The organism is Sinorhizobium sp. CCBAU 05631 (genome assembly GCF_002288505.1).
Lineage (GTDB): Bacteria > Pseudomonadota > Alphaproteobacteria > Rhizobiales > Rhizobiaceae > Sinorhizobium > Sinorhizobium fredii_C.
The window spans coordinates 281,597-295,369 of sequence record NZ_CP023063.1; the positions used below are offsets into that span (position 1 = coordinate 281,597).

Below are 13,773 nucleotides of genomic sequence, written 5' to 3' on the forward strand. Positions count from 1 at the left end.
AATCTCACGATGTCCATGCGTCGCCGCCCGATCCATTCCGGTGCAACGAAGGCGTGATCGTGCTGCAGGTCAGACAGACACAAGGTTGCTGACTATGATCGGGGCAACCTGATCCCAATTGCAGCCATGAGATCGCCCATGCCGGCAGCCGGCCCTATCCCTCCCACAGCCAGCGCGGACCGCCGTCGAGCCTCCTGACGATCCGATCTCGATGGTCGCCGGAGAGGCGATGCCGGCCGTTGCTGCAAGGCCAGACTGCGGCAAGGACGGCTCTTTCGGGACGGTCGACGGCACACAGAGACTATTTAGAACCCAAGGGTTTTCACGCATGACCTCCATCGTTTCGTCCCTGAGCCCCAGCCTGATCAAATCCTATTCGACGGCGGCCGTCGCCGCCTGGACGACGGAGGATGTGGCCTCGCTGACGACGAAGCAGATCAGCGCTCTGTCTTCGGCGCAGATCGCGGCGCTGGACACGGAGGATGTCGATGTTCTCAGCTCCCGGCAGCTGAGCGCCATCTCTCCAAGCGCCATCGTGGGTTTGACGCTCGAGCAACTCGCTGTTCTCGATCAATCCGACATCGAAAGCTTCGGCACGAGCCAGGTTGCGGCCCTCACCACGACGCAGCTCGACGGTCTGTCGACGGAGCAGGCGGAGGCCTTGAGCTCGACCCAGGTCGGAGCGCTGAGCGCGCTGCAGCTCTCGGTTCTGAGCGAGGAAGATCTGGCGACCTTCTCGACCGCGGACATGGCGGCCATCGGTATCAAAGCCATAACCGGCCTTCCGACCGACGTCATCGCATCGCTTTCCACCGATCAGATTGCCGCCTTGAGCACGCGTGCGGTCGCCGCTCTGACGACCGCGCAGATCGCCGCCCTCTCCACAGATCAGATCGCCGCCTTGACCACGGCCCAGGTGGGGGCTCTGAAGGCTTCGCAGATCGACGCTTTGGGCACCGACGATATTGCCGCGCTTTCCACCGATCAGATCGCGGCGCTGAGCGCTTCGGCAATCTCGGGGCTTTCCACTAGCCAGATCGCTGTCCTATCGACCGACCAGGTCGAGGCACTGACCGTCTCACAGGTGAAGGCACTGACAGCCCCGCAGCTCGGATCGCTGGAGACGGACGCCATAGCGACATTCTCGACCGCCGAAATCGCGGCGATCAACAAGGCCGTATGGGGCCTGACCACGGACGCCATTGCTGCGCTCTCCACCGCCCAGGTTGCCGCCTTGAACGCGACCGCGGTCGCAAGCCTGACGACCGCGCAGGTGGCCGCCCTGTCGACCGACCAGGCCGAGGCGATGTCCGCCCTGCAGGTGAAGGCGCTCAATTCGAGACAGCTTGCGGCGCTCGGCACGGACGGCTTCGCGACATTCTCGACTGCCGAAATCGCGGCGATCTCCAACCTCGCCATCAAGGGCGTGGGCACGGAAGCGATCGCCGCCCTTTCGACCGCTCAGGTCGCGGCGCTGAGCACGAGTGCGATCTCGGGCCTGACGACCGCACAGAGCGACGCCTTGACCTCCGACCAGCTCGCGGTGCTTTCGGCAGCACAGCTGAGGACATTGAGTTCGGCGCAGGTCGCCGCCCTCGGCACGGACAACCTCGAGGCTCTGTCGACGGACCAGGTGGCGGCGCTCAGCACCAAGGGCGTCATGGGCCTGACGACCGATATGATCGCCGCCCTGACGACCGGCCAGCTCGAAGCGCTGTCGGTGACGCAGGTGAAGGCGCTGAACGCCAAGCAGATTGCGGCGCTCGGCGCGGAGGGGGTTGCCACATTCTCGACCGGCGACATCGCGGCGATCAGCAACAAAGCCATTTTAGGTTTGGACGCCGATGTCATCGCGTCCCTCTCCACCGATCAGATCGCCGCGCTCAGCACGAGTACGGTCGCCAGCCTGACGAGCGCTCAGATCGCCGCCCTGTCGACCGAGCAGGCGGAGGCTTTTTCCGTATCCCAGGTGAAAGCGCTGAGCTCGGTGCAGCTTGCTGCACTCGGGGAAGACGGCATAGCCATGTTCTCGACCGCCGAAATCGCGGCGATCACCAGCAAAGGCATGCCAGGCGTCAGCGCGGTCGCCATTGCAGCGCTTTCCACCGCTCAGATAGCGGCGCTCAGCACGACTGCGGTCGCCAGCCTGACGACCGCTCAGATCGCCGCCCTGTCGACCGACCAGGCCGCGGCCTTTTCCACCGCGCAGCTCAAAGCTTTGAGCTCGACCCAGATTGCCGCCTTAAGCACCGACAATGTCGCGGCTTTGACCACGGTGCAGGTTGCCGCGCTCGGCACGAAAGCCGTCGCCGGCCTTTCCGCCGGCCAGATAGAAGCCCTGTCCTCAGATCAGGTTGCGGCTCTCTCCTCTGCGCAGGTTGCCGCCCTCGGCTCCGACCAGCTCGCGGCCCTCAGTGCGGAGGACATAGGGGCATTCTCGACCGCCGATATCGCCGCGATCAGCTCGAGCGCCGTTGCGGGGCTGACGGAAGATCTCATCGGAGCCCTCACCACGAACCAGGTCATGGCGCTGAGCACGAAGGGGATCGCTCGCCTCAGCACCGATCAGATCGACGCCCTCTCCAGCGATCAGATCGCCGCCCTTTCCACCACACAGGTAGCCGTTCTGAGCTCCACCCAACTCTCTGCCCTGGAGCCAGAGGATATCGCAAGCTTCTCGACCGCCGATATCGCTTCGATCGGCTCCAAGGCCATATCCGGCCTGTCGGGGGATGTTGTGGCCGCCCTGTCCTCCACGCAGATTGCCGCGCTGAGCACGGCAGCGATTGCGGGTTTGAGCACGGACCAGATGGCGACGCTGAGCTCCGACCAGGTCGCTGCCTTGAGTACCAAACAGGTTGCGGCGCTGAAATCGACGCAGGTCGCCGCCCTGAGCACGGAGACCGTCGCTGCCTTGTCCTCAGACCTGATCGCCGCGCTCAGCACTGCCGGCATCAACGAGCTGACAACCGACCAGGTCGAGGCCCTTTCGACGGACCAGATCGTGGCGCTGAGCACCAAGCAGGTTGCCGCGCTGAGCTCGGCGCAAATCGCCGCGCTGGACACCAGCGATATTGCGACGTTCTCGACCGACCAGATCGCGGCGTTGAGCACGGCCGCGATCACCGGGCTGAGCACCAAGCAGATCGATGCCCTGAGCACCGACCAGATGGAAGCCCTGACCGCGGCACAGGTCGGCGCGCTGAGCTCGTCGCAGCTGGGGGCGCTCGGAACGGAAGACATAGCGGTGTTCTCGACCAAGGACATCGCGGCGATCAGCGCAAGTGCGATGGCCGGACTGTCCACGGCCGTCGTGGCCGCCCTTTCCACCGACGAGATCGCTCTGCTGAGCACCGCCGGCATTGCCGGCCTCAGCGGCACGCAGCTGAACGTGCTCAGCACCGATCAGCTCGCCGCCTTGAGCACCAAGCAGGTCGCCGCGCTCGGTTCGGCACAGGTCGCCGCCTTGGGCACGAGCGACCTTGCGGCTCTCTCGACCGATCAGATCACCGCCCTGAGCACGGCGGCGATCACCGGGCTGACCACAAAGCAGCTCATTGCCTTGAGCACCGGTCAAGTGGAAGCCCTGTCGTCGACACAGGTGGGCGCTTTGAGCGCGACGCAGATCGAAGTGCTGGCGGCGGAAGATATTGCGGTCTTTTCGACCAAGGACATCGCGGCAATCAGTTCCGATGCCGTGTCCAGCCTCTCCACGACCGCCGTCGCGGCGCTTTCCACCGCTCAGGTCGCCGCTCTGAGCACGGCTGGCATTGCCGGCCTGAGCAGTGCACAGGTCTACGCGCTCGGCACCGATCAGCTCGCCGCCCTGAGCACCAAGCAGATTGCCGCCTTGAGTTCGGCGCACGTCACCGCTTTGGGCACCAGCGATATCCAGATGCTTTCGACCGATCAGATCGAAGCCTTGAATACCGCTGCCGTTGCCGGACTGACCACCAAGCAGCTCGCCGCCTTGAGCACCGATCAGGTGGAGGCGCTGACCGCGTCCCAGGTTGGCGCCCTGAGCTCGACGCAGCTTGCCGCCCTCGGCACGGAGGACGTGGCGGTCTTCTCGGCCAAGGACATGGCGGCCATCGGCTCGAGCGCCATAGCGGGGCTTTCCACGGTTGCCATCGCTTCCCTCTCGACCGAGCAGATCGCGGCCCTGAGCGCCGCTGCCGTCGCGGGACTGACGACCAAGCAGATGGCTGTCCTGCGTTCCGACCAGATCGGCGCCCTGTCGACCGAGCAGCTCAGCGGCTTGACGTCCCAGCAAATCGCCGCCCTTGATGCAGACGACATCAAGGCACTCTCCGTCGACGACGTCGCGGCGATTGGCGCCGATCTCATTTCCGCTCTGTCGACCGATGTCATCGCTGCCTTCTCCACCGATCAGATCGCCGCCTTGAGTACGGATGCCGTTGCGGCGCTGAGCACAAAGCAGGTCGATGCCCTGAGCACCGATCAGCTTGCCGCCCTGACCACGGCCCAGGTCGGAGCGCTCACCTCCAGGCAGGTCGATGCCTTGAGCACGGACGACGTCGCGACGCTCTCGGCCGACCAGATCGCCGCCCTGAGCGCGGCCGGTGTCGTCGGCCTCAGCACCGCGGACATCGCCATCTTGAGCTCGGGCCAGGTCGATGCCCTGACGGCGACCCAGATCGCCGCTCTCGGCTCGAAGCAGATCGCCGCCTTGAGTTCGGAGGACATAGCGGGCTTTTCGACCGCGGAAATTGCGGCGCTCAGTTCGAGCGCCATAGCCGGCTTGTCCACCGATACGATTGCGGCACTTTCGGGGGAGCAGATCGCCGCCTTCAGCACGGACGGCGTCGCCGGTCTTACCACCGCCCAGTTCAATGTGTTGAGCACCGAACAGCTCGCGGCGCTTTCGACCGAACAGGTGGCGGCGCTTACCTCCAAGCAGGTTGCGGTGCTCGGCACCGACGACCTGGCGGCGCTTTCGGCGGACCAGGTTGCCGCGCTCGGCACGGCCGGCATTGCGACCCTTTCCACCGCACAGATCGATGCGTTGAGCGCCGAACAGCTCGAAGCCCTGACCACCAGCCAGGTGGCGGCGCTGAGTTCGACGCAAATCGCCGCCTTGAGCACCGACGACCTTGCGAACTTCTCGACCGCAGATATCGCGGCGATCAGTTCGGACGCCGTCGCGGGGCTGTCCACGGCCACGATCGCGGCGCTCTCGGCGGACCAGATCGCCGCCCTGAGCGCGGCCGGAATTGCCGATCTTTCCACCGCCCAGATCAGTGCGCTGAGCGCCGACCAGCTCGAGGCCCTGTCGACCGACCAGATCGCGGCGCTCAGCTCCAAGCAGGTGGCGGCGCTCGGCACCGACGACATAGCGGCGCTTACGACGAAACAGATTGCCGCGCTGAGCACGGCCGGCGTTGCGGCTCTTTCCACGGCGCACATCCAGGCACTGAGCGCCGATCAGCTCGAGGCTCTGACCACCGCGCAAGTCGCGGTGATGAGTTCGACGCAGATTGCGGCGCTGAGCACGGACGATCTGGAGAATTTTTCGAGCGCGGATATCGGCGCGATCGGTTCGAGCGCCGTAGCGGGACTGTCCACCGACACGCTGGCGGCGCTTTCGGCGGACCAGATCGCCGCCTTGAGCACAGCCGGCGTCGCCGGTCTTTCCACGGCCCAGATCCAGGCTTTGAGCACCAGCCAGCTCGAGGCGCTTTCGACCGACCAGATCGCCGCGCTCAGCTCCAAACAGATGGCGGTGCTGGGAACGGACGACGTTGCCACTCTCTCCACGGATCAGATTGCCGCCCTGGATACAGCTGCAATTGCCGGCCTTTCCACCGCCCATATCGACGTGCTGAATGCCGATCAGCTCGAGGCCATGACCTCCGCCCAGGTCGCGGTGATGAGTTCGACGCAGATCGCCGCACTGAGCACGGACGATCTGGAGACCTTCTCGACGGACGATATCGCGTCGATCAGTTCGCGTGCGGTGGCGGGACTGTCCACCGACATGATCGCGGCGCTTTCGGAGGATCAGATCGCGGCGCTCGGCACCGGTGGCATCGCGGGCCTTTCCACGGCCCAGATCAACGCCTTGAACACCGACCAGGTCGAGGCTCTCACCTCGCTCCAGATTGCCGCACTGAGTTCCAAACAGATCGCCGTCCTAGGCACGTATGATCTGGAGACCTTCTCGACGGAGGAAATAGCGGCAATCAGTTCTACTGCCGTCTTGGGGCTGTCCACCGACACGATCGCTGCGCTTTCGGTCGATCAGATCGGGGCCCTGAGCTCGGCCGGCATATCCGGCCTTTCCACCGCCCAGATCAATGCACTGAGCACCGACCAGATCGCGGGACTGTCGACGGCGCAGATCGGCGGTCTCGGCTCCAAGCAGGTGGCGGCACTGAGCACCGACGACCTCGCGGTACTCTCCACCGCACAGATTGCCGCACTGAGCACGGCGGGTATTGCCGGCCTCGGCAGTGATCAGGTGAGTGCCTTGAGCGACGATCAGGTCGAGGCCCTTACCACCGTCCAGATCGCCGCCATGAGCTCGGATGCGCTGTCGGGGCTGAGCACGGGTGACCTGGAAGGCTTCTCCGCCGACGAGCTCGCGGCGATCAGCTCGGCCGCCATCAGCGGACTGCCCACGGAATTCATCGTTGGCCTCTCCACCGCCGAGATTGCCGCCCTGGGCACCGCCAGCATCGCCGGCCTGAGCAGCGCCCAGATCGGAGCCATGAGCGCCGAGCAGATCGATGCGCTGTCCACGGATCAGATTGCCGCCTTGAGCGCGGAGGGGCTTGCGGGCCTCACCACCGAGGACCTCGCAACCTTCTCGACCGAGGAGCTGCAGGCGATCAGCGCGGCCGCCATAAAGGGATTGTCCACGAGTTTTGTCGCAGCGCTCTCCACGGACGAGATCGCAGCCTTGAGAGCAAGCCAGGTCGGCTCGCTGAGCTACAACCAGATGGCGGCGCTGAGCTCTGCCCAGATCGCCACCTTGTCCACCGCGCAGATCGGCGCCCTCAACGCCATACAGGCGGCGGCCCTGGGCACGGAAGACATAGCTCTCTTCTCCACTGATCATATAGCCGCCTTGAGCACCAGCGCGATATCGGGGCTGAGTACGCGGGTCGTCGCCGCCTTGAAGACCGACCAGGCGGAGGCTTTGACGTCGTTGCAGGTCAGCGCGATGACCTCGGCGCAGGTCGCGGCATTGGAGACCGAGGATCTGGCAACTTTCTCGGCGGAAGATGTCTCCTCGTTCAGTTCATCCGGTGTCGCGGGGCTGTCCACGGACGACATCTCGAACCTGTCAAGCACCCAGCTGAACGCCCTGGTGGACTCCCAGATGGACGCCCTGAACTCCGATCAGATAGCGGCAGTGATTGCGGCCTACCTGGCGACCTAAATTAAAGCATTTAGCCTTTTCGGCCTGGCGCGCCGCGGGCGGCAGCGAGTTGCTTGCGTGCCGCCGCCGGCGTGATCGAGAAGGCCTTGCGAAACTTGCGAATGAAGTGAGAGACGTTCTCGAAGCCGGTTTCGAGCGCGATCTCGATCAGCGGTTTGTCGGTGGACGCGACGAGGCGCATCGCCGCGTCGAGGCGGAGCTTCAGATAGACGGATATCGGCGTCGCCCCGAGCTCGTTCTGGAACAGGCGCTCGAGCTGCCGGCGCGATATGCCGAGGACATTGGCCACGTCGTCGATGCCGATCAGATCTTCGAGATGCTGCTCCATGACCATCAGCGCGAGGCTGATCCGCTTGTCCTGCACCGGAACGGGGCCGAGCGGATTGCGCGGCTGCATTTCGCTCGCCTCGCGGCGACGGGTGATCTGCATGATTTCGAGCGCATTGCGTTCGGCGTCTTCGCCGACATGTTTCCTGATCAGGTAGGTCGCGAGATCGGCGACGCTGCTGCCGCCGGCGCAGGTGATGATATTGCCGTCCTCGACGAAGATCCGGTTCGAGGTGACCTCGATCGCCGGGAAGCGGCCGCGGAATTCGTTGTGATGAAGCCAGCTCACGCAGGCGGCATGGCCGTCGAGCACACCGGCTTCGGCGAGAACGAAGCTTCCCGTACAAACGCCGATGATCGGCACGCCGGCGCGCGCGGCGCGGTGGAGATAGTCGGTCGTTTCCCGGTCCAGCGGTTCGGCGACGTTGAGCCGTCCGCCAACGACGGCGATATAGCTAAACTCCGTCGGCGGCCGCAGTGGCGCGGTCGGCGCCACCTGGATGCCGCAACTCGACATGACGAAGTTCCTCGTGCTGCCGAGCACTTCCCAGTCGCAGTTGACGCGCCCCGACTTGTCCTCCACGTCGCTTCCCAGGCGAAGCGCATCGACGAAGAGCGAGAAGGCGCTAAGCGTGAAGCTGCGCGCCAGAATGAATCCGACACGCAGCACGCCCTTGTCCTTAAGGGGCTTTCCGGCGGCTGCCGATGTTTCCGTGAGGGCCGTTCGCAACGTCGCGCTGTTCCGTACCGATCCGGTCGGGGAATGCCCACCGGCTCCCGATCGTCAGGCGCGTCTCGGGACGCGCCTTCAAAGTTTGAATCCGCTTCTATTCGGCAATTATCCCGCAAGCAACGGTCCGGGTAAATGCTTTCCTTCGCATCTGGAACAAGGGGGCTAATCCGCATTGACAGGATGACTTATTAACCAACTTGTCGGAAAATTCTTAATGTCGATGGGAGGGATCGGCACGCCGGTTGTCGGCGACGGGCCGTCAAGTTGCGCCTTCGCTTATTCCCATTGGAAGCGGGGCAAGGGTCAACGCAGATGACAATGCACATGATGAAGGTGCTTTTGAGCCTCATGGCCGCGCTTTCGTTCGGCTCGCTCATGGTCCTAATCGCCGTTTTATAGGATCGCATGCTGGCCGCATCTCGGTCGCCGCGGCCGGAAGGTCAGGTCTCCGACACGTCGATCCATTCCGCGCCGGTCAGCTCCGCCATGCGCTGCGGGCTGATGTGGACGGCCGCGTTGATTGCGCCGGCAGCGGGCACGACGACGTCGAATGCCTTCAAGGATTCATCGCAATAGACCGTATGCGGCTTCACAAGGCCGAAGGGGCAGACGCCGCCGACCGGATGGCCGGTCTCGGCTTCGACCTCGCCGAAGCCGAGCATGCGCGCCTTGGTGCCGAAGCGGGCCTTGTATTTCCTGTTGTCGAGACGGGCGTCGCCGCGGGTGACGATCAGGATCACGTCGTCGCCGACGCGAAGCGCCAGCGTCTTGGCGATCTGTGCCGGCTCGACCCCGTGCCCCTCGGCCGCAAGCGCCACCGTGGCGGTGCTCTGCGGGAGCTCGATGACGTCGATGTCGGGGGCGTGCTCGGAAAAGAACTCTTTGACGGAGGTCAGGGTCATCGAAAGGCCGGTGCTGCGATCTGGAAAAAGGATATCCGCGGCGAATGCGGCCGACGGTCTGCTGAGGAAGGGGAATGTTTCAGTCGTCGTTCGACGCGTCAAGTTCTTCCGGACGCAAACCCTCCTGTTGCGGCGGCAGGTAGCCGTGGCTTGCAAACCAGTTTTCGAGAATCGTGGAGATCGCGTCCTGGCGCGTCAAGGCGGCGGGATGATCGCTCATGTAGGATTGCAGCGCGGTTTCGATCTTTTCCGCATAGAACTCGGTCATCTTTCCCTCCGCAGCTTCATCGAGTGGCGATCCGCGGCTCTTACGCGGATCGCTCCAGCGCCCCGTCAGCCGGACAAGGATTCGCCGTGGCACTTGTCATTGCTGAATGATTTTGTCCTCAAACCGGTTCCGATGGTAGGTGAATCCCGCGTCGGAAATCGCCATTTCAGGCCTGTTTGACGATCCGGATCAGCACCAGCAGGATGACCGCGCCGATGGTCGAATGGAGGATTGCAGCGAGGATGCCCGTGCCGAGCGTAATGCCGACGGCCGGAAACAGATAGCCGGCAATCAGCGCGCCGATGACGCCGATCACGATGTTGCCAAGCAGGCCGAAGCCGAAGCCGCTGACGATCAGGCCAGCGAGCCAGCCGGCGACGGCGCCGACGATCAGAAATACCAGAATGCTTTCAATGCCCATCAATGCTTCCTTTCGGTTGTGGCTGCAGGAAACATAGCTCATCCCTTGCGGGCAGATAGGGGAGATTGCGATCGGGGATGATTTTTCTCAGCAAAAGGGATGCCGGCCGCGGCCGGCTACCCTTGCCGAACCGTGGCCTGCACCTCGGATATTCAGACGATACCGCCGCCACCGCCGGCAACAGCGGGCCGTTCGGCCGCCACCCGGGCCCGATAGCCGCTTGCCCGGTAAGTCGCGACCGGCGCGATCGCACCGCCATTTTCGAGGCGGGCCGCGGCCAGGATCGGTTCGACATCGGTGCGGAAGGCAGCTTTCAGCGTCTCCGAGGCCATCAGCGCGTCGTTCTCCTGCTGGTAGCCGTCGAGCGCCCGGCGGTCGACGAGGAGCGCCTGAGCATAGGCACGGCCGACTTCCGTCGCACTCACCATCAGGCTCTCGATCGGATCGGTCACGTTATGGCTTTGGTCGAGCATATGCGCCGGACTGAAACCTTCCGCGGCGCGCGTCTCGGCATCGACCAATTCGTTGAACACCAGGAAGAGCCGGTAGGGATCGATCGAGCCGGTGTCGAGGTCGTCGTCGCCATATTTCGAGTCGTTGAAATGGAAGCCGCCGAGCTTCTTGAACTGGATCAGCCGGGCGACGATCATCTCGATATTGACGTTCGGGGCGTGATGGCCGAGATCGACGAGGCAGAACGCCTTGGGCCCGAGTTCCTGGGCGATCATGTAGTTGGTGCCCCAGTCCTGCACCACCGTCGAATAGAAGGCCGGCTCGTACATCTTGTGCTCGGTGAAGACGCGCCAGTCATCCGGAAGCGCCCCATAGATCACCTTCATCGAGTCGAGATAGCGCTCGAAGGCCCGGGTGAAGTTGCTCTGACCGGGAAAGTTGGAGCCGTCGCCGATCCAGACCGTCAGCGCCTTCGAGCCGAGCGCCTGGCCGATCTCGATGCATTCGAGATTGTGCTCGACCGCCTGGCGGCGCGTCGCGGCATCGGTGTGGGTGAGCGAACCGAATTTGTAGGAATGCGCCTGGCCCGGGGCGTCGGAGAAGGTGTTCGAGTTCATCGCGTCGAAGCCGAGGCCGAGGGAGGCTCCCTTTTCCTTCAGCGCCGCCAGGTCGGCGACCTTGTCCCACGGAATATGCAGGGACACGGTCGGAGTCGCCCGGGTCAGTTGCTGGATGACGCCGCAGTCCTCGAGCTTGTCGAAGATGTTGCGCGGCTCGCCCTGGCCGGGAAAGCGGGCAAAGCGCGTGCCGCCGGTGCCGACACCCCAGGAGGGCACCGCGACGCCGTAGGTGGCGACCTTCCGCTTGATGGCGTCGATGTCGATGCCGCGCCGCGCAAGCCGTTCGCCGAGGGTTTCGTAGTCGCGCGTGAGCGCTTCCTGCCGCTTGCCATTCTCGGCCTCGATCACCGACGTGCTGATCATGTTGGTCATGGCTTGCTCCCAATCAGCGCGTGAAGGACTGGGCGTTGCCCGCGTCGACATTGACGATGTTGCCGGTCGATTTCGCCGACATGTCTGAGGCGAGGAAGTAGATCGCCTCGGCAATGTCTTCCGGGAAGACGCTGAGTTTCAGCATCGACCGCTCGCGGTAATGCGCCTCGAGATCGTCCACGTCCATCTTGTAGGCCGCCGCACGCTGCTGCTTCCATTCGCCGGTCCAGATCTTGGAACCGCGCAGCACCGCATCCGGGTTGACGACGTTGACGCGGATCTGCGCCGAGGCGCCCTCCAGCGCCAGGCAGCGGGCAAGATGGATCTCGGCCGCCTTGGCCGTGCAATAGGCCGACGCGCCCGGCGAGGCTGCGAGGCCGTTCTTCGAGGCGACGAACACGATATTGCCGCCGTCCTTCTGGCTGCGGAAGATGCGGAAGGCTTCGCGCGACACCAGGAAATAGCCGGTCGCGAGAATGTCGATGTTCTTGTTCCAGAGCGCGAGCGTCGTATCCTCGATCGCCGCCGACGAAGCGAGTCCGGCATTGGAAACGAGAATGTCGAGGCCGCCGAATGCAAGGAGCGCATCGCCGAAGCCGGCCTCGACCGCGGCCTCGCTGGTCACGTTCATGGCGACGGAGCGGACGAAATCCTTGCCGTAGCGGGCCGCAAGCTCGTTCTGGGCGGCCCCGAGCGCCGCCTCGTCGATATCGGCGAGAACGACACAGGCGCCTTCCTGCATCAGCCGGTTGGCGGTCGCCTTGCCAATGCCGCCGGCGCCGCCGGTGACGAGGGCGACGCGCCCGGCGAGGCTCTTCGGCTTCGGCATGCGTTGGAGCTTGGCTTCCTCGAGCAGCCAATATTCGATGTCGAAGGCTTCCTGCTCGGGCAGGCCGACATAGGTCGACACGCCGGAGGCGCCACGCATCACGTTGATTGCATTGACATAGAATTCGCCGGAGATCCGCGCCGTCGCCTTGTCCTTGGCAAAGGTGATCATGCCGACCCCGCGTACCAGATAGACGACGGCATTCGGATCGCGCATCGCCGGGCTGTCTGCGCGCTTGCAGCGCTCGTAGTAAGCGGCGTAGTCGGCACGGTAGGCGGCGATCGCCTCCGGAAGGCCGGCAAGCGTCTTTTCGACGTCCGGCTGGGCCGGGTCGAAGTCGACCACCAGCGGCCGGATCTTGGTGCGCAGGAAATGGTCGGGGCAGCTCGTGCCGAGTGCGGCGAGCGGCTCCAGATCGGTCGAGGTCACGAAGTCGAGCACCGACTGGCTGTCGTCGAAATGGCCGACCTTCTTCTCCTCGGTGCTGATCAGTCCGCGGATCACTGGCATCAGCCTCTTGGCGATCGCCGCGCGCTCGGCAGCGCCGAGCGCCGGCCTCGCCTCTCCGCCGAAGGCGGGGGCGGTGTTTTCCGCCTCGAACCAGGCGATCGCCCGGTTGATGATCTCGATCGTCGTCTCGTAGGCTTCCTTCGCCGTGTCGCCCCAGGTGAACAGGCCGTGGCTTTCGAGCACGACGCCGCGGGCTTTCGGATTGTCGAGGCAGAATTTCTCGAGCCACAGGCCGAGTTCGTAGCCCGGCCGCTTCCACGGCAGCCACCCGATCTCGTCGCCGAAGATCTTCCTGGTCAGTTCCTTGCTGTTCTTGGAGGCGGCGATGGCGATGATCGCGTCCGGGTGCATATGGTCGACATGCGGCTTCGGCACATAGGCGTGCAGCGGCGTGTCGATCGAAGCGGCGCGCGGATTGAGGTTGAAGGTGCAATGCGGCAGGTAGCCGACCATCTCGTCCTCGAATTCGACGCCGCGATAGATGCCCTTCAGCGCCCGCAGCTTGTCCATGTAGAGGGTGGCGAAGCCGTCCATCTTGATCGTGCCGACGTCGCCGCCCGAGCCCTTCACCCAGAGGACCTCCACCGTCTCGCCGGTGAGCGGGTCCTTTTCCATCACCTTGGCGGAGGTGTTGCCGCCGCCGTAATTGGTAATGCGCTTGTCGGAACCGAGGAGATTGGAGCGGTAGAGCAGCCGCTCCGCTTCGCTCATCGCCGCCGCCTTGGCGTCGTCCCAGAGATTGGCCAGGCGTGCGCCCTGTTGCTTGTCGAGCATCTCGAATTCCTCCCGGTAAGCTAGCCGCCGGCACTCGGGCCGCGACGATACGATGGCATCAGATCACACGCTCGATGCGCAGATGTCAATCAAAAACGATCAAAAACGTTCATACTGCAGCGCACAATGAAAAAAGATGATTGAAACTGATTGACAATG

At 64.2% G+C, this 13,773-nt stretch carries 7 protein-coding genes; 1 reads left to right on the top strand and 6 read right to left on the bottom strand.

Annotation, left to right across the window (positions count from 1 at the left end):
• The first annotated feature begins 328 nt into the window (after positions 1-328).
• Entirely contained in the window at positions 329-7,405 is a 7,077-nt protein-coding gene (locus SS05631_RS01285) for a hypothetical protein (protein ID WP_037423810.1), read from the top strand.
• Positions 7,406-7,415: 10 nt separating this feature from the next.
• Here the strand turns inward: SS05631_RS01285 and SS05631_RS01290 are convergent, their stop codons facing one another.
• From SS05631_RS01290 to SS05631_RS01320, 6 genes are all read right to left on the bottom strand, one after another.
• A complete protein-coding gene (locus SS05631_RS01290; protein WP_244412290.1) occupies positions 7,416-8,402 on the bottom strand; it encodes a GlxA family transcriptional regulator in 987 nt (328 codons plus the stop codon).
• A gap of 503 nt (positions 8,403-8,905) precedes the next feature.
• Entirely contained in the window at positions 8,906-9,367 is a 462-nt protein-coding gene (locus tag SS05631_RS01300) for a YbaK/EbsC family protein (protein WP_037424097.1), read from the bottom strand.
• A 79-nt stretch (positions 9,368-9,446) separates the two neighbouring features.
• A complete protein-coding gene (locus SS05631_RS01305; RefSeq protein WP_037423818.1) occupies positions 9,447-9,635 on the bottom strand; it encodes a hypothetical protein in 189 nt (62 codons plus the stop codon).
• 166 nt (positions 9,636-9,801) lie between these two features.
• Positions 9,802-10,056, bottom strand: a complete 255-nt coding sequence (locus tag SS05631_RS01310) for a GlsB/YeaQ/YmgE family stress response membrane protein (protein ID WP_037423821.1) — start codon at positions 10,054-10,056, stop codon at positions 9,802-9,804.
• Between the two features lie 152 nt (positions 10,057-10,208).
• A complete protein-coding gene (rhaI, locus tag SS05631_RS01315) occupies positions 10,209-11,501 on the bottom strand; it encodes an L-rhamnose catabolism isomerase (RefSeq protein WP_037423824.1) in 1,293 nt (430 codons plus the stop codon).
• A 13-nt stretch (positions 11,502-11,514) separates the two neighbouring features.
• Positions 11,515-13,614, bottom strand: coding sequence for a bifunctional rhamnulose-1-phosphate aldolase/short-chain dehydrogenase (locus tag SS05631_RS01320; RefSeq protein ID WP_037423827.1), 2,100 nt, complete (start codon positions 13,612-13,614; stop codon positions 11,515-11,517).
• Positions 13,615-13,773: the final 159 nt, after the last annotated feature.

Excerpts from the sequence above, each read along its gene's own strand:
- SS05631_RS01285 (WP_037423810.1), top strand. The coding sequence starts at position 329 with ATGACCTCCATCGTTTCGTCCCTGAGCCCCAGCCTGATCAAATCCTAT.
- SS05631_RS01300 (WP_037424097.1), bottom strand. The coding sequence starts at position 9,367 with ATGACCCTGACCTCCGTCAAAGAGTTCTTTTCCGAGCACGCCCCCGAC.
- SS05631_RS01305 (WP_037423818.1), bottom strand. The coding sequence starts at position 9,635 with ATGACCGAGTTCTATGCGGAAAAGATCGAAACCGCGCTGCAATCCTAC.
- SS05631_RS01310 (WP_037423821.1), bottom strand. The coding sequence starts at position 10,056 with ATGGGCATTGAAAGCATTCTGGTATTTCTGATCGTCGGCGCCGTCGCC.
- rhaI (WP_037423824.1), bottom strand. The coding sequence starts at position 11,501 with ATGACCAACATGATCAGCACGTCGGTGATCGAGGCCGAGAATGGCAAG.
- SS05631_RS01320 (WP_037423827.1), bottom strand. The coding sequence starts at position 13,614 with ATGCTCGACAAGCAACAGGGCGCACGCCTGGCCAATCTCTGGGACGAC.